Source organism: Spirochaeta thermophila DSM 6192 (assembly GCF_000147075.1).
GTDB lineage: Bacteria > Spirochaetota > Spirochaetia > Winmispirales > Winmispiraceae > Winmispira > Winmispira thermophila_A.
The window spans coordinates 1,579,641-1,596,858 of sequence record NC_014484.1; the positions used below are offsets into that span (position 1 = coordinate 1,579,641).

At 62.4% G+C, this 17,218-nt stretch carries 13 protein-coding genes and 1 pseudogene; 4 read left to right on the plus strand and 10 right to left on the minus strand.

Annotated features, from left to right (window positions below):
* Positions 1 to 109: 109 nt before the first annotated feature.
* The gene (locus tag STHERM_RS07220; RefSeq protein WP_013314232.1) at positions 110 to 1,105 is read right to left on the minus strand and encodes a glycoside hydrolase family 5 protein; all 996 of its coding nucleotides are present in this window, start codon (positions 1,103 to 1,105) and stop codon (positions 110 to 112) included.
* A 60-nt stretch (positions 1,106 to 1,165) separates the two neighbouring features.
* Positions 1,166 to 2,704, minus strand: coding sequence for a sialate O-acetylesterase (locus tag STHERM_RS07225; protein WP_013314233.1), 1,539 nt, complete (start codon positions 2,702 to 2,704; stop codon positions 1,166 to 1,168).
* A gap of 155 nt (positions 2,705 to 2,859) precedes the next feature.
* On the opposite strand from STHERM_RS07225, the gene trkA reads away from it, so the two are divergent.
* From trkA to ilvD, 3 genes are all read left to right on the plus strand, one after another.
* Positions 2,860 to 4,254: a Trk system potassium transporter TrkA gene (trkA, locus tag STHERM_RS07230; RefSeq protein WP_013314234.1), complete on the plus strand. Its 1,395-nt coding sequence runs from the start codon at positions 2,860 to 2,862 to the stop codon at positions 4,252 to 4,254.
* On the plus strand, positions 4,251 to 5,696 hold the full coding sequence (locus STHERM_RS07235) for a TrkH family potassium uptake protein (protein ID WP_013314235.1): 1,446 nt from the start codon (positions 4,251 to 4,253) through the stop codon (positions 5,694 to 5,696). The genes trkA and STHERM_RS07235 overlap by 4 nt, the downstream gene beginning before the upstream one ends.
* A 65-nt stretch (positions 5,697 to 5,761) precedes the next feature.
* Positions 5,762 to 7,612, plus strand: a complete 1,851-nt coding sequence (gene ilvD / locus STHERM_RS07240) for a dihydroxy-acid dehydratase (protein WP_013314236.1) — start codon at positions 5,762 to 5,764, stop codon at positions 7,610 to 7,612.
* An 80-nt stretch (positions 7,613 to 7,692) separates the two neighbouring features.
* Here ilvD and STHERM_RS07245 read toward each other — a convergent pair whose 3' ends face one another.
* From STHERM_RS07245 to STHERM_RS07280, 8 genes and pseudogenes are all read right to left on the minus strand, one after another.
* Positions 7,693 to 8,076: a cytidine deaminase family protein gene (locus STHERM_RS07245; protein WP_013314237.1), complete on the minus strand. Its 384-nt coding sequence runs from the start codon at positions 8,074 to 8,076 to the stop codon at positions 7,693 to 7,695.
* A 141-nt stretch (positions 8,077 to 8,217) separates the two neighbouring features.
* Positions 8,218 to 8,463 carry a DUF1576 domain-containing protein gene (locus tag STHERM_RS12740; protein ID WP_420480340.1) on the minus strand — a complete coding sequence of 82 codons (246 nt, stop codon included), beginning with the start codon at positions 8,461 to 8,463 and terminating at the stop codon, positions 8,218 to 8,220.
* A gap of 117 nt (positions 8,464 to 8,580) precedes the next feature.
* A pseudogene (locus tag STHERM_RS12745) lies at positions 8,581 to 9,173 on the minus strand (DUF1576 domain-containing protein); the annotation flags it as partial.
* A 196-nt stretch (positions 9,174 to 9,369) separates the two neighbouring features.
* Positions 9,370 to 9,579: a hypothetical protein gene (locus STHERM_RS07260; protein WP_041623422.1), complete on the minus strand. Its 210-nt coding sequence runs from the start codon at positions 9,577 to 9,579 to the stop codon at positions 9,370 to 9,372.
* Positions 9,580 to 9,684: 105 nt separating this feature from the next.
* Positions 9,685 to 11,955: a glycoside hydrolase family 3 C-terminal domain-containing protein gene (locus STHERM_RS07265; protein WP_041623764.1), complete on the minus strand. Its 2,271-nt coding sequence runs from the start codon at positions 11,953 to 11,955 to the stop codon at positions 9,685 to 9,687.
* Between the two features lie 63 nt (positions 11,956 to 12,018).
* Entirely contained in the window at positions 12,019 to 12,960 is a 942-nt protein-coding gene (locus tag STHERM_RS07270; RefSeq protein ID WP_013314241.1) for an alpha/beta hydrolase-fold protein, read from the minus strand.
* A gap of 93 nt (positions 12,961 to 13,053) precedes the next feature.
* Complete coding sequence (locus STHERM_RS07275) at positions 13,054 to 14,733, minus strand: glycoside hydrolase family 3 protein (RefSeq protein WP_237223204.1); 1,680 nt, start codon at positions 14,731 to 14,733, stop codon at positions 13,054 to 13,056.
* A 22-nt stretch (positions 14,734 to 14,755) separates the two neighbouring features.
* Positions 14,756 to 15,718 (minus strand): AraC family transcriptional regulator, encoded by a 963-nt coding sequence (locus tag STHERM_RS07280; protein WP_013314243.1) that lies wholly within the window; start codon positions 15,716 to 15,718, stop codon positions 14,756 to 14,758.
* Positions 15,719 to 16,023: 305 nt separating this feature from the next.
* Here STHERM_RS07280 and STHERM_RS07285 point away from each other — a divergent pair, with 305 nt between their 5' ends.
* Positions 16,024 to 17,217 carry an MFS transporter gene (locus STHERM_RS07285; RefSeq protein ID WP_013314244.1) on the plus strand — a complete coding sequence of 398 codons (1,194 nt, stop codon included), beginning with the start codon at positions 16,024 to 16,026 and terminating at the stop codon, positions 17,215 to 17,217.
* Position 17,218 lies beyond the last annotated feature (1 nt).

Here is a 17,218-nt window from a genome sequence, read left to right on the forward strand (position 1 = left end):
AGACACCTTCTTAAAAATGAAAATATGAACAACTATTCATATATTAGCACGGACTGTTCCTTTGTTCAACCCCTCGCCCCACTACCGCCCCATCCACACCTCAGCTCCCCTACTCCACTCGCCTCCCCACGCGCACCGGAGCCTCCATGATCTTTGCCTTCACAAACCGTCCCGACTCGGTGAGCTGCTCATCGGGCCAGGGCCCTGTGGTGCTTGCCCCGAAGACCAGGGCCGAGGCGCTCTCACGCTTGTCGTTCATGGCCCAGTTGGCCCAGCTTATCATGTGCTCGTCGAGAAAGGCGAGCCAGCGTTCCGATTCCTCGATATCGATCGGCCCGTCGCCCGAGGCCTCGCAGGTTCCCCACTCGGTCACGAACAAGGGGAGCCCCTTGGAGAGGGCATACCGGGCCTTTTCCCTCAGATCCTCCCGGTGCGTCCCTGCGTAGAAGTGGAGGGTATAGGCGATGTTCTCGTACCCTGTAATCGGATCGTCGGCCGCCACATCCACGTCCTGCGACCAGTGCGGCGTGCCCACAATGATGAGGTTCTTCGCCCCCTTCGAGCGTATGGTCTCGATGATGCGCACCGCATAGGCCTTGATCTCGTCCCACGTCTCGGTGTCGGGCTCGTTGTAGATCTCGAAGATCACGTTGGGCACATTGCCGTAGCGCTCGGCCATCTCGGCAAAGAAGGCCTCGGCCTGCGGGAGGTAGATGTTGTGTGAGTGCCAGTCGATGATCACGTAGATGCCCTCCTCTATGGCGGCATCCACCACCTTCATGAGGAGGTTTTTGTGGTACTTGTTGCTCGTGAGGTAGGCGTTCTCCACTCCCATGGCCGCCCTGATGAGGGAGACCTTCCAGGTACGGGCGAGGTTTCTCACCAGCTCCGGATTCCAGAACGGCGCCGACCACTGGCTCCAGAAGAGGCTCATCCCGCGAAGCTGAATCTGCCGCCCATGGGCGTCGCAGATCGCACTCCCCCTCACCTGGAGCATCCCGTGCCGATCCACCACCGACCCGCCGGTGGCGAGGCGGAGCCCCACCCCCACGCCCGCCGCGAGCACCACCCCCGCCGCGAGCACGATGATCCACTTCCGCTTCATGAGACCACCTCCTCTGCCCTAAGTATAGAGCACGCCCTCCAGTTGGTCGAGATGTCCGCCCTACTCCACCCTCAGCGAGAACGGCATGGCGGGAAGTCCCGACTCGTCGAAGAGGTTCACCTGGGGGGTGTTGCGCCACGCGTACCGTACCTCCCGCACCTCCTCGGGGTGCTCCACCTGCAGCAGCACGGACTGCCCCTCGATGAGGGCCGGGGCCGACACCACCTCTCCCGAGGAGCGCACCACGGAGAACTCGCGGGGTGGATTCCCGTCGTGTGTCACGAGCCTCTCCGCATGGGCGAAGACCACCCGTATCCCCGAGGGTTCCCGCACCACCCGCACCGCAGTGGGGGGGAAGGGGTCGATATCATCCCGCCCGTAGACATCGCGGAGTGCGAGGAGGGCGAGGCGGTCTCCCACCTCACGCTTGCGGCGGGGATGGATGTCGTCCGGATCGCCCACATCCACCGTGGGCGCCATACCCGTGTGCGGCACCTCGAGCACCGCTACCTGGGCCTCCCAGAACCTCGGGAGGAGCCCCTCGGTTCCATAGTCCCACGGAGCGATCTGGGCGAAGAAAAACGGAAGCGCCGGGTCACCGAAGAGGCGCCTCAGTCCCTGGATGAGGGCCCGCATCTTCACCGTATAGAGCGGTCCATCGCCCACGTCGCTCTCCCCCTGATACCAGATCACACCCTTGAGGGCGAGGGGCACGAGCGGAGCGACCATCGCGTTGTAAATCGTAGCAGGCTTGAGCTTGTCGTAGTCGGTGATCCCCTCCCAGGGGTGACGTGCAGCGGGATCACGCCTCAGGGCCTCCTCGTACTCCGCGCGGGCCTCCTCTATCATCTCGGCATAGCGTGCCAGCTCCGGGAAGGCCCGAAGCTCTTCCTCGGGGATCCAGGCGTGGATGGGGCTTCCTCCATAGGCGGCCTGGATGAGGCCTATGGGCACGCCCAGCTCCTTGTGGAGCTTCCTCCCGAACGTGTAGGCCACCGCGGAAAACCCGAACCACCCTCCGGTCACGAGGTACTCGCGCTCGGAGGGGAACCACGCGCCCGGAACATCCCTTTCCGGGAAGGGACCGGTCGACTTGGGGATGAGGTAGAGGCGGATGTGCGGGTAGTCGATGTCCTCGAGCTCCCGGTCGCGATCGGCGATGGCGGCCATGCCCATCTCCATGTTGGACTGCCCGGCACAGAGCCACACGTCACCGACCAGCACGCCCCGGAGCACCCGGACCTCGGGCTCCCCTGCGATCCTCCTCCGGTCACGCTCCGAGAGCACATAGGAGATGGTCATCTCCTCGTCCCGGGTGGACGCCTCCATGGGATCGAGCCAGACCATCCACCTGCCCTCCTCGTCCACCACGCTCCGCTTCACCTGATCTCTGAATCGCACCTCCACCGTGAGGCCCGGATGTCCGGTTCCCCACACGGGAACCGGCACCTCACGCTGAAGGACCATGTTGTTGAGGAAGAGTCTCGAGGTCTTCAAAGGGACCAGGGGTTCCGCTGTCTTCTCCATGGTCATACACCCCACGAGCAAGAGGATACTGCTCATCAGTGCAAGCAGGCGATATCCACGGCCTCCTCTCATCGTACACCTCCTTGCACCCATCCTAGCAGGATCGGAGGAGTCTGACAAGAGAAAACGGTTTCTCACCGGGATGCACGGATCCCCCCGTCCGGGAACATCCCCCTCCACCCTGCATCGAGATTGACAGGGCCTGCCTCCTGCCGTATCGTGGAGCTATGAAGATCATCATCCACGGTGCGGGGAGGGTGGGGTTCCAGCTCGCCCGGACCCTCATCCAGGAAGGACACGCGATCACCATCATCGAACAGGATCCCGCCCTGGCACGACACGCGGCCAACCTCCTCGACTGCTTCGTGCTCAACGAGCCGGGAAACCAGATCGAGACCCTCCGAAAGGCGGAGGTGGACAAGGCCGACTACTTCGTGAGCGTCACCGACTCCGACGAGATCAACATCATATCGTGCGGGCTCGCCAAGAGCGTGTTCCACACCCCCAAGACCATCGCCAGGGTGAGGAAGTTCGACTACAGCGCGAGCGAGGTGCTCGAGACCCCCCTCTTCGGCATCGACATCATCATCAACCCGGAGATAGAGACCGCCCGGATGGTGGTGCGCGCCATCCAGAGCGGGGCCATGAGCCCCATCAGCCTGTTCGAGACCTCGCACTTCCAGCTCCAGGTGATAAAGGTGCCTCCCTCCTCGCCTTTCATCAAGAAACCCATACAGCACCTCCGCGCCGTCGTAGGTCTCCTTTTCCTCGTCCCCCTCATCCAGCGGAGGGAGGCCTACCAGGTCCCCTCGGGCCACAGTCCCATCGAGGAAGGCGACCACCTCTACATCCTCGCCCGCCCCGAAGACTTCCCCACGCTCTACAAGGCCATAGGCATCACCCCCGAGGAGATAAAGAAGATCGTCCTGGTGGGCGGCGGCGAGTTGGGCTGCTACATCCTCGACATGCTCAATGCACGAAGGGAGGAGGGCGGCTTCTTCCGCCACCTCTTCAGGCGTATCTTCACCCCCCACCGCTACCAGTTCCACATCATCGACCAGGACTACGACCGCTGCAAATACCTCGCCCACCGGTACCCCGACGCCACGGTGAGCAACGTGGACATCTCCCAGGAAGGCTTCATGGAGGAGGGGAACCTCGAGGGGTACGACGTCGTGATCACCGCCACCCAGAGTCAGGAGCTCAACCTGCTCACCGCCCTCTACGCCAAGAAGGTGGGGGTGCGCAAGTCCATCGCCGTGGTCCACCGCATCCCCTTCATGCACCTGGGGGAACAGCTCGGCCTGGACGTGACCGTGAGCCTCAACCACGCCGTGCTCACCACCATCCTCAAGGCCATCTACCAGGAGAAGGTGCACACCATCTACCCCATCTCGGGGAGTCCGTACGAGCTGGTGGAGACCGTGATCCTCCCCACCTCCCCGTTCATCGGGAAGAAGATAAAGGAGCTCGGGCTCCCGGGGGAGACGCTCATCCTCCTCATCACCCGTAAGGAGGAGCAGATCATCCCCACAGGGGACACGGAGCTGAGGGAGGGCGACAAGCTGGTACTCATCTTCAACCAGACACACCGGCAGAAGGTGGAGGAGTTCTTCGCGTGATCCACCTGAAGGGAATCGCCCGCCTCCTGGGGTTCCTCCTCTTCCTGCTCGCAGGGTTCCTCCTCATTCCCCTGGGCATCGCCCTCTTCGAGGGGCCACGCACGTGGCAGGCCTTTCTCTTCACCATGATCATCATGGCAGTCTCGGGCCTCGTCCTGCTCCTCGTGTCCACGGGGGAGCGCTTCATCAAGCTTCAGGTCCGCCACGCCTTCCTCTTCGTCACCTTGAGCTGGATCTCGGCAGCCGGATTCGGGGCCCTTCCCTTCACCCTCTCGGGGAGCATCCCCTCTTACACCGACGCCTTTTTCGAGACCATGTCGGGGTTCACCACCACAGGGGCCTCCATACTCACCGAGATCGAGGGGCTGCCCCGTTCGATCCTCTTCTGGCGCTCGCTCACCCACTGGCTCGGCGGTATGGGAATCGTGGTGCTCACCGTGGCACTCCTCCCGCTCCTCGGGGTCGCGGGGGCCCAGCTCTTCAAGGCCGAGTCACCCGGCCCCACCCTCGAGAAGGTGACTCCCACCATCGCCCAGACCGCGAAGGTGCTCTGGAAGATCTACGTGGGGTTCACGGCGGCCGAGACCGTGCTCCTCATGCTGGGCGGGATGGACCTCTTCGACGCACTCACCCACACCTTCGGCACCCTGGCCACCGGCGGGTTCTCCCCCCGGAATCAGAGCGTGGGGGCCTACCGCTCGGCCTATGTCGACGTGGTGATCACGGTCTTCATGCTCATGGCGGGATTCAACTTCGGTCTCTATCACAGGGTGTGGTCGGGAAAGGGCCGGGATATCCTGAGGAACACCGAGGCCAGGGCATACGCCGGCATATTCGCAGTGTCGACTCTCGCCGTGGCCTTCGCGGTGCGGCCTCTCTATGGATCCCTCCTCAACGCCCTGCGATACGCCGGCTTCCAGGTGGCTTCCCTCCTCACCACGACCGGGTTCGCCACGACCGATTTCGATGCCTGGCCTGCCTTTGCAAAGGGCGTGCTCTTCTTCCTCATGTTCGTGGGGGGATGCTCGGGATCCACGGGAGGCGGGATCAAGGTGATAAGGCTCGTCACCCTGGCCAAGCAGGCGGTGGTGGAGTTGAAATACCTCCTCTTTCCCTACGGTGTCTTCAGGCCCCGCGTCAACGGAGAGCCGGTGAGGAAGGATTTCCTCATGAGCATCTCGGGGTTCTTCTTCCTTTATATAGCGATTCTTCTCGCCGTGACGCTGGTGGTGACCTCGGGAGGATACGACCTCACCACCTCGTTCTCCTCGGCGCTCGTCACCCTGGGGAACATAGGACCGGGATTTGCAAAGATAGGACCGACTCAGAACTACGCCTTTCTCCCCGCCTACATCAAGTGGGTGCTCTCCGTCGCCATGCTCCTGGGAAGGCTCGAGCTCTACACGGTACTGGTGGTGTTCCATCCCAGGTTCTGGCGGTAGGACGTTATTGACGTGAGTGGCGAATACTCTTTAGAGTAACGACATACCCGAGAGGAGGCCGAGCCATGGCGCAGACACCGAAGATCCCCTTGAGGAGCAGCATCACCACGAGCGGAAGGCTCATGGCGGGCGCCCGGAGTCTCTGGCGGGCGGCCGGCATGAAGGAGGAGATGATCGGCAAGCCGGTGATCGCCATCGCCAACTCGTTCACCCAGTTCGTGCCGGGACACACCCACCTTCACGAGATAGGCCAGTACGTCAAAAAAATCATCGAGAGCCGCGGTTTCTTCGCGGCCGAGTTCAACACCATCGCCATCGACGACGGGATCGCCATGGGGCACGATGGGATGCTCTATTCCCTCCCCTCGCGCGATCTCATCGCCGACAGTGTGGAGTACATGGTGAACGCCCACAAGGCGGACGCCCTGGTCTGCATCAGCAACTGCGACAAAATCACGCCCGGCATGCTCATCGCGGCCATGCGTCTCAACATACCCACCATCTTCGTGAGCGGCGGTCCCATGGAGGCGGGCACCCTCGACGGGAAGAAGTACGACCTCGTGGACGCCATGGTGCTGGCGGCCGACGAGGAGGTCTCCGACGAGGAGATCTCCACCATAGAGCGGATCGCCTGTCCCACGTGCGGCTCGTGCTCGGGTATGTTCACCGCCAATTCCATGAACTGTCTCAACGAGGCGCTGGGTCTCGCCCTCCCGGGTAACGGCACGGTGGTGGCCACCCACAAGAACAGGATCAGGCTCTTCGAGCAGGCCGCCCATCGCATCTGCGATCTGGTGGAGGAATACTACTACGAGGGCGACGACAGGCACCTTCCCCGGTCGATCGCCACCCGCGAGGCCTTCATGAACGCCATGGCCCTCGACATCGCCATGGGAGGATCCACCAACACGGTGCTCCACATCCTCGCGATCGCCCGTGAGGCGGGGGTGGCGTTCACCCTCGAGGACATCGACGGGCTCTCCAGGCGGATCCCCTGTATCTGCAAGGTGGCACCCAGCTCGGAGTACCACGTGGAGGACGTGAACCGCGCCGGGGGCATACTCGGGATCATGGGCGAGCTCGAACGGGCGGGACTCCTCCACACCGAGGTGTACCGGGTCGACGGCCTCACCCTCGGGGAGGCCATCGCGCGCTACGACATAAGGCGTCCCACGGCCACCGAGGAGGCGCGCCGCCTCTATGCGAGCGCCCCCGCGGGGAGGCCGAGCCTCACCATGGGCTCGCAGGAGAGCTACTTCAAGGAGCTCGACCTCGACAGGGAGAAGGGCTGCATCCGCGACGTGGAACACGCCTACTATCCCGACGGCGGGCTTGCGGTCCTCTACGGGAACATCGCCAGACGCGGGTGCGTGGTGAAAACCGCAGGCGTGGATCCGAGCATCTTCCACTTCAAAGGACCTGCGAAGGTCTTCGAGTCGCAGGAGGAGGCCTGCGAGGGCATCCTCGACCCCGAACGTGTGAAGGCGGGAGACGTGGTGGTCATCCGCTACGAGGGGCCGAAGGGGGGACCGGGGATGCAGGAGATGCTCTACCCCACCTCCTACCTCAAGGCCCGCCACCTGGGCAAGGAGTGCGCCCTCATCACCGACGGCCGGTTCAGCGGCGGCACCTCGGGACTCTCCATCGGGCACGTCTCCCCCGAGGCGGCCGAAGGGGGTGAGATCGCCCTCCTACGGGACGGCGACGTCATAGAGATCGATATCCCCAACCGGCGGATCAACGTGCTGCTCTCCGACGAGGAGCTCGCCCAGCGAAGGAAGGAAGAAGAGGCCCGAGAACGGCCCTACACCCCCAGGACGAGAAACCGGCCCGTCTCCAAGGCCCTCAGGGCCTACGCCCTGCTCGCCACCTCGGCGGATACCGGTGCGGCACGGAAGCTGCCTGACGAGGAATAGGGAAGAGACCCGTCCTCCTTGGAAGGGGCTCCACCGGAAGGAAGGGGAAGGGGGCCGATCCCCCGCTGAGAGGGAATCTCTCAACACCACCGGAAGGGCAGGAGCTCCTTCAGGGCCACCACCCGATCCCGGGCCACCACTACGGCGGTCCGTTCGTTCTCGTCGTCGATCTGCAGCATGAACTCCCTGCATCTCCCACAGGGGGGAATGATGTGTCCCCCTTCCGTGATCGCTGCCACCATCTCGATACGTGTCTCCCGATGCTTCAGCATCTCAGCGATAGCAGCATGCTCGGCACAGAAACCGATACCGCAGGAAACATCGATACTGATCCCGGTGTAGATCCTTCCTGATGCAGTACGTATCGCCGCAGCCACACCCCCCGCCGACATCCACTCCCTGGACAATCTGAATGCCCCGAGGTACTTTCTCGCTTCCTCTATGAGCGATGCCACCTCATCCATCTTCCCGATCCCTCCCTCCCGCGGCATCATCGGTCGGGATACTGAACGGGCGAGGATCGAAGCGCTCGCTCCCCAGCCAGAGGTCTATCTTCGTGCCCTCCTCCGTCCGGGATACAGTGGCGTGCTTCACCTGCCACCCTATCATCTCGAGGCGCGAGGTACCGCGTTGAAAGCCCCGCCCACCACCCACACATATGCCGCCGAGGCAAAGCCCAAGAGCCCCATGTTCATAAGGCTTCCCCCAGGCGCCACCATCGTCACGAAGTCGGAGGGAAGTCTGCCCGGGATGCTTTGGATCGACCGAAGCTCCCTGAACCCCCCGCCGCGGGAGAAGATGAGTCCTGCGAGGACCAGGGTGAGAGAGAGGAGAGGGACGAGCAGAACCATCGCAAGGGGAGGATCTTCGAGGAGACGGACCCCCAACGGGAGGAGACTGTCGGCCGAATCGAGGATCGAGGCGATGAAGAGCCCCAGGAAACCGGCGGTGAACCCGATGTTGTAGAGGTTGTATCCCTGATGCAGGTGGAGGAGTGCCACCCCCACGGGGGGATGAGCATACCCACCAGAATGGAGGCCCCCACCCCGAGGACGGCTGAAAGAGGCAACGGGAGTCCAAGCTCGAAGATGAGATACGTCGTGAGGGGACCGAGGGCCGTACCGAAGAGGGCGAAGAGGATGTAGGATTTGAACGGCTTTCTCATGAGGAGGGAAGAGAAGTACACTCCGAGTATGATCGGAGCGATGTTCAGTATGGTCTTTCCGAAGAGCGCGAATCCCATCAGCGTGAAAACCGCGGCCATGGTGGGACCTGCGAGAAGCACGCCGCTCCATCGAATGAGGAGCAGGCCGAAGATTCCCACGAGGACAGCGTTCAGGAACGCTCCCCCCACCCCACCCCATGAGGCGAAGTCGTTCAACAACCTCGCAGGAGAGGTCTGCAATCTCACGAATCCTCTCAAGGCCTGGATCAGTCCATCCTCAGCAAGGCCGAGACCAAGGAATTCCAGGAGCACGATCCCCATCACCACATAGAGAAATCGTTCATTCCGTTCCACGGCTGGCTCCCACCGGAAGATCCGCGATATTCTAACACACATCTAGGATTTGTCAAATGAAATATATCAGATCTCAGAAAGGACCGGTGAAGACCTGCCAGGAGGGCGCCCCTCCCAAGAGAGGCACCCAGTGGAAGAGAGAGACATGTCTCCACACATAGTCATTCACCGTTGAGGCATTTCGAGACAGAGGGAAAAGGACGCAAGGCCACACGGAGGCAGGACCTCCTCCGTGCCTTCAGTCTTCGCTTTTCTGTGCTCCACCACACAGGGCGATGATGGGCGAGATGATGAGTCCCAGTCCCAGCCCGGCGAGGATGCACCCCACAAAGGCAAACACCGATGCCTGGAGGAAGAAGAATCCCACCCCCAACCCGATCATCAGCCCGCCAGCTATCGCGAGCTCACTCTTGTCCTCGTGCTTCTTCTGTTTCTGTTGTTCTTTCATTGGTACGACACTATCATGCGGGGGGAGAAGAGACAACCCATTATGACTCCAAACAGAGGGACGGGGTTTCATCCCGTCCCTCCCGCACGTGTGACTCACGATCTCTCAAGATGAAAGCGACTCGCTGCACCTCTTGATGATGTCTGTGAGCATCTCTTCGGTGAAGGCACCTCCGCTGAAGTTCACCAGATCCCTCAAGGGGAGGTACCTGATGATCGCCTGTGCCATGTTCGGGCTCCGCTTCATGATCCCCTCCATCGGGCCGCCAGGCCGGGTGAGCCCTGCCACCACCTCTTCGCCGATGGACCTGGTGGCAGGATGGGCAAGGAGATCCCCCAGGAGGGTGTTCCGACCCACCTCGAAGGGCACACGATCGTTCGACCGCAGGGTCACCCGCTCCGAGAGCCGGATATCCCGCGAGGAGGCACCCACCAGGATCTCGAACTCACCTTCCTCCACCACCCAGTCCTGCACCTCGGGCTCGTAGTAGGCAAAGGCCCGCCTATCGAGGGTGAAGCGCACGGTCTTCTCCTCTCCCGGTTCGAGAAAGACCTTCTCGAAGCCCTTGAGCTCCTTCTCAGGCCGCACCACCGAGCTCTCCACGTCCCGCACGTAGAGCTGCACCACCTCTTTCCCGGCCCGCTTCCCCACATTCTTCACCGAGACCTCCACCACCAGCTGATCGTCGGCCGATACTTCCCCGGCGCTCACCTTCATCCCGGTATAGGCGAACTCGGTGTAGCTGAGCCCGAACCCAAAGGGGAAGAGCACCTCCTTCCCCACCGTGTCGTAGTAGCGGTAGCCCACGAAGATACCCTCCCGGTACTCGACCCTGTCCCGTTCGCCCGGGAACCAGAGGTAGCAGGGAGTATCCTCCAGGCGCTGCGGGAATGTCTCCGCGAGCTTCCCGCTGGGAGAGACCACCCCCGCCAGGATGTCCGCCACCGCGCCGCCCACTCCCTGGCCGCCCAGGTAGGCCTCCAGCACCGCCTTCACCCTTCCCAGCCACGGCATGCGCACCGGCGCGCCGTTGTGGAGCACCACCACCGTGTGGGGCTGCACCGCTGCCACGGCCTCCACCAGCCGGTTGTGGCTCTCGGGCAGCTCCAGGTGCTCCCTGTCGTATCCCTCCGACTCCCACTCCTCCGGAAGCCCCACACACACCACCGCCACCTCCGCAGCCTTCGCCGCCTCGCACGCCTCCTGGATGAGCCGCTCGTCCACCTTCCCCTCCTCCCCCGGCACATAGCCCGGCACATAGGAGATCTCCGCTCCCTCGAGGACCTTCGGCAGCTCCGCGTAGAGGCTCTCCACCTTGAAGGCGTTGATGTGGGAGCTCCCGCCCCCCTGGAAGCGGGGATGCCGGGCAAAGGCGCCCACCAGCGCCACCCTCCTCACCCCTTCGAGAGGGAGGATCCCCTCCTCGTTCTTGAGGAGCACCATGCACTCCCGCGCCGTCTCCCTCGCGAGACGGTGGTGCGCCTCCTTGTCGTAGGTACCCGAATGGGCCTCCCCGGCCCGCGCGAGCACACCCAGTATCCGCTCCACGGCCCTGTCGAGCACCTCCTCGGAGAGCCGCCCCTCCTTCACCGCCTTCACCAGCTTGCCCGGCCCCACCCCGAAGCTGCTCGGCATCTCCAGATCCATCCCGGCCTTGAGCGCCTCCACAATCTCGTCCACCGCCCCCCAGTCGGACATCACGAACCCGTCGAACCCCCACTCCTCCCTGAGCACCCGGGTGAGGAGAAACGAGCTCTCCGTGCAGTACGCCCCGTTCACCCGGTTGTAGGCGGCCATCACGGTCCACGGACGGCCCCCCTTCACCGCCCTCTCGAACGCCGCCAGGTAGATCTCGCGCAGGGCGCGCTCGTCGATCACCGCATCCGCACTCATCCTGCGGTGTTCCTGGTTGTTCGCCACATAGTGCTTGACCGAGGTCCCCACCCCCTGCTCCTGCACCCCCCGGATGTAGGCCGCCGCGAGCTCGCCCGCGAGGTACGGATCCTCGGAATAGTACTCGAAGTTCCTCCCGCAGAGGGGCGAGCGCTTTATATTGATCGCAGGACCCAGGAGCACGTCGATCCCCTCGGCCCTCGCCTCCTCGCCGAGCACCCGACCCAGCCGATGGAGCAACTCCCTGTCCCAGGAACTCGCGAGCGCCACCCCCGAGGGGAAACACACGGCCGGCACCGTCATCTCCTCGGCATCCACCTCCGTCCCCTCCTTCATCTTCCTGAGCCCATGCGGCCCATCGGAGAGGAGCATGGACCGCACCCCCAGCTCCGGAATATCCACCGTGAACCAGAAGTCCTTCCCGCTACACAAGGCAGCCTTCTGTTCGAGCGAAAGTCGTGCAACAATATCCTTCACCTGCATACCGTATCCTCCATACATTTGATCTCCCGTATCGATCACACCTGGAGGCCCACGCCCCCGCTTCTATCGCTTCCGGTGTGAGAGAAGCCACTGGTAGATGTCCTCACCTGCATACACCCGCACCCACACATCGTGTCCCATATCCTGTTCCGTGGTGAACCGGTAATCCCTGTGCCCCAGCTCCTCCAGACGGATGAAGGCGGGGAAGAACAGACTCGTAGGCACCACCGGATCCCTTCCGCCGGAAAAGCACCAGATGGGCATCCTCGCCTCTGCGAGCGGCTCCATCATCTCCGGGTAACCGAATCCCACCACCGGGGCGATGGCCGCGAAACGCTCGGGATACCGTGAGGCGATGATCCAGGTTCCGATCCCCCCCATGGAGACGCCGGACAGGTAGACCCTCGACTCGTCCACCCGATACCGGCCGGCCACCAGATCGAGGAGCACAGGCATGTCCTCCGCTACGCGGTCCCATCCCGGTGGAAGGGCCTCGATCGGAGGAAGCACCTCGGCAGGCACCGCCCCGGTGTACGGCACATCCCACTCCATCGGCCTGATCCGGGGAGGCACGCCCTCCTCGAGCCTGCGGGGAATCTGGTCACGGGACCGTCCGGTGATGTAGGGAGGGGCATCCGGCCCCTCATCCCTCCCCCACATCGGCATCTGAGGCGCCACGATGATGAACGGGAGATCCCGCTTCTGAATCCACGCCTCGTAGAGCGGACCGTAGGAGAGCACGTAGTGGAGGTCCTCCTTGCCGTCGCCCCGCTCACCGTCGCCGTGGCCGTGAAGGAAGAGCAGGAGAGGCCACGGGTCTTCCGTGTCCTCGTAGCCTGCGGGCACGTAGACGAAGGCGTCCCGCTCCTTCCCGTCGTCCACACTCACATAGGAGACGCGCTCAAGTCGCGCTTCGCTGTCTTTCATCGATCGACCCTCCTTGAGACTTGCACATGAGACCAGCACTCCCACGAGTGCACAGCCGAGCATCAACCGCACCTTCATTCTAAGACCTCCTGGGGAAAAAAGCTAGTTTCACTATTCCACATACCATCCTCTCCCGCTACCCTTTTCTTGTACACAATGCGCGCCCCTTCTTTACCCGCCACAGGAGCCCCTCACGTCCTCCATTCCACAGAACGGATCCACGGGGTTTCTCCCCCGGAACTCCCTCCTCCCCATGAGGAGATCGACCAGCACCTTGAGGCCCACCTCAGCCGGGGAATACACGTTCACATACGTCCCCACCGTGGGCGCCTCGAAGAGGAAATACGGACTGCTCAGGGAAATCATCACCGTGGGGATGTCGTCCCAGAAGCGCCACATCGATCGGAATGCTCCCCCATGCAACTCCGCCCAGGGGATCGAAGCCCGCCCTTCACTCATGAAGGTGTAGTGATCGAGCAGGTAGATGGCCAGATCGTAGAGATCAGGATCGGGGAGCACATCCGCCTCCATCCTGGTCACCCAGAACCCCTCCTGCTCGAGATAGTCCTTGAAGGGGGTGAACCCCGAAGGCCCGAAGACCTCGGGAGGCCGGCTCTCCAGCAGGAGCACCCGACGGTACCGCTGCGGCGAGATGGGCAGGATATCGTTCTCGTGCTTCACCAGCGTGATGGACGAGGCGAAACACTCCTCGGCCCACCGGGCGTGTTCCTCCCTCGACGCCCTCGCCTCTTCCATGAGCCCTCTCACGTGCGAGGACCAGTCCTCAACGCGGTGAAGGCCGAGCGCCGCCTTCCAGGCGAGGATACGCAACACCGCCTCGTCCAACCGCTCGGGAGCCACCCGCCCCGACTTCACTGCATCGAGGACGATCTGGACATCTTCCTCAGGATCCTCGGAAAAGAGTATGATATCGCATCCCGCATCGAGGGCCCGGGGCAGGAGATCCTCCCTCTTCCCCTGTGAGGCGAAACCCGCCATGGGGGTGGCATCCGAAATCACCACGCCATTGAAACCCAGGCGCTCCCGAAGGAATGTGATCGTGAGATCCCCCGAGAGAGAGGCCGGCACGAAACGATCGGGACCGTCCACGAGCGCAGGGGCGCAGATGTGGGCGCTCATGATGCTCTGCACTCCGGCCTGTATCACCCCTCGGTAGACCTCACCGTAGCTCGCCTCCCACACATCGCGGGAAAGGCTGTTGCACGACGTCACCAGGTGCTGATCGCGATCGTCCACCCCGTCTCCCGGCCAGTGCTTCGCACAGGCCCCCATCCCCTCTTCCTGGAGCACCCTGACGTAGACCTCGGAGAGACGCCTCACCATGTCGGCATCGCTCCCGAAGGTCCTCGTTCCGGTGATGGTACTCCTGAAGTTGTAGTTTATATCCACCACGGGGGAGAAGGTCACATTGTAGCCCAGGGCCCGCCCCTCCCTGGCAGCGATACGGGCCATCCTCTCCACATCCCTGAGGGGATCGGACGATGCGGCCACCCCCATCTGTGTCTGGAATTCGCTCCCCTCATCACCGATCTTGACCGCAAAGAAGGAAAACTCGAGGTCGCCGGTGAGGAGGAGGGGGACGCGTGAGTGTTCCTGGAGGAACACGGCCGAGGAAGCGAGCGTCTCCCACGAGACTCCGTTCGGGAATCTATGGATCCCTCCGGGCTTGAGTCCCAGGACGTACTGCATCTTCTCCTCGGAGAGCTCGTCGCACAGCAGGACGAAGACCTGACCGACCTTCTCTTCGAGAGAGAGGGATCGGAACGTCTCCTCCACCCAACGCCGGTCCTGAGGAGAAAGAGAAAACGGTGCTCGGCTCATCCACTCCATCATGGTATCTCTCCTTGAAAAATTATCTTAATCGGTCCTCTTCGGAGGACACATACCGCTCGAGAAGACGAAACGCCTTCTTCCTGGACAGGGGGTTGTACACAGAGTGAGGCGGGGGGGCCAGTCGCTCCATGGTACTGGAACGCCACGCAGAGGGGGTCGATCCATAGAACTTCCTGAACGACGTCTCATACGCCTTCACACTGGGAAACCCATAGTCCATCGCGATCTCCGTGATGGTGCGGGAACTCGTGATGAGATCCCGCAACGATTTCTGCAGACGTACCATCTGCAGGTAATCTTTGAAGGCAAGCCCTACCTTCTCGTGGAAAAACCTGGAAAGGTAGCTGGGATGCACCCCTTCCCGCTCGGCGAGTTCGGAAAGGGAGATACGATCCATGTAGTGGGTGTCCAAGTATTTGAGTATGCGCGCCACTCTCGAGAAGTATCTCATGCTCTCCTCGATCTGCGACCTGTCCACCCGCATCTCCCTCTCCCCCACCCTGAACTCCGAGACGAGGAGCGAGAGGATGCGAAACACCCTTTCCATCATCCTGAGGCGTGCACCCTCCTCTGTCTTCCGGGACATGGCCATGAGGGAGGCGAGTTCCGTCCTCAACCTTCGATACTTCTCTTGGTCCTTCCCCTCTCTCGAGAGCGTGGAGTTACAGAGGAATCGCATCTGCGAGAACCCGGGTTCCCACTGATCGGCGTAGAGCACATCCATCTGGAACACGAGGACGATATTCTGATCACCCATGGAATGGGTGAAGTGGAGCTCCTCGCCATGCACCAGTACCACGTCGTCGATCCCGCATACGTACTGGTTTCCCTCCACCTGCACCAGGATACTCCCGTCCAGCACGAAAAGCATCTCCAACTCCTTGTGGAGATGGAACCCGCACTCCCTCACGTTGTGGAGGAACACCTTGAACGGAAGGTGCTCCTTGTACTCCACGTTCTCTATGTAGAAAAGACCTTCCATAGCGCTCCCATTATATAACCATATGGGAGAACCCATATGAGTTCTACCACACAGAGCACCCCACAGCACATATCATAACTCACCGGGTACTCAGGGAAAGAAAGTATACAAGTCCTTCCCCGCCCCTGTCTCTCCTCTTTTTTACATGCTATCAAGGCGTTCCTTTACCGGAGCCGTGACCGGCGACGAGACGAAATGCGTCGGCCGTTCATCAACGCTCCATCATTGACAACAAAAAACGACTAGGCTATATGCTCTTTCTCCTTTATAACCCTGTAAGCATACCCAATGCGGAGGTAGCACGAGTGAAGCACCAGATCCGATCGTCCCTCGGAGGTCCACTTTTTCTGAGCGCCATGGCGGTCCAGTTCCTCATATCCACCAGCACCTTCATGCTGTTCACCGCGCTCCCGCTCTACTTCCAGACCCAAGGGGCACCCAAGACAGTGGCCGGGCTCTCCACCACGCTCTTCGCGATCGCCGCGCTCCTCGCCCGTCCCCTGGGAGGCGTACTCTTCGATCGGTACGATCGGACGCTCGTATTCCATCTCGGAGTGGGAACCCTGATAGGCGCCACATCCCTCATGGCCCTGCCCGCCGGGATCCCCTACCTCCTCACCTGCCGGCTCTTGCAGGGAGTGGGATTTTCCCTGTTCACCACCGGGATGGGAGTCCTCCTCCCCGACTTCGTGCCCCAGGGCCGCGTGCTCCAGGCCATAGCCATTCAGGGCCTCGTCGCGTCCCTGGGCCCTGCCCTCGGAGGACCGCTCGCCGTACAACTCCTGCCCGCCGGATTCGAGCTGGTGGTCGTGACCTCCACGCTCATCGGCATCGCGGGAATGGCTCTGGCCGTCCCCACCTTCCCCCGCACACCATCCTCACGCGATGGAGAAGGAAGCGCATCCTCCCAGGATCTTCCCCACAGACTCTGGTCCCGCCTATTCCACAAGGAGGCTCTCGCCCCTTCCGCCTTCGCCCTGCTCCTGGGCCTGAGCTACGGCGCGGCCCTCACCTTCATTCCCGGCTATGCACTCACCAGGGGCATACCCAACGGCGGCCTCTTCTTCACCAGCTTCACCCTGGCCGTCGTACTCACCCGACTCTTCTTCGGAAAGGTACAGGGCGACCTCTCTCTCCTCACGTCGGGATCCTTCATCGTGAGCGGCATCTCGTTTCTCCTCCTCATCCCACTTTCCGGTTACCTGCACCTTCTCGTCTCGGGGTTCCTCTACGGTGCAGGGTATGGCGTGGCCTTTCCCATCCTCAACACAGGGGCGCTCATGAGCGCAGCACACCATCGGAGGGGTGCCGCCGCCTCCACCTTCTTCACCGCCATGGACGCGGGCGTAGCCACAGGGTCACTCGCCGCAGGCGGAATCGCACAGATGTGCGGATTCCCCGCCGTGTACCTCACCCTGGGGATAGGGCTCCTGGGAGGAGGCGCTGCACTCCTCCTCCCGGAGGTACGGGGGGCGAGATTTCTCCGCACCCTCGACTAGC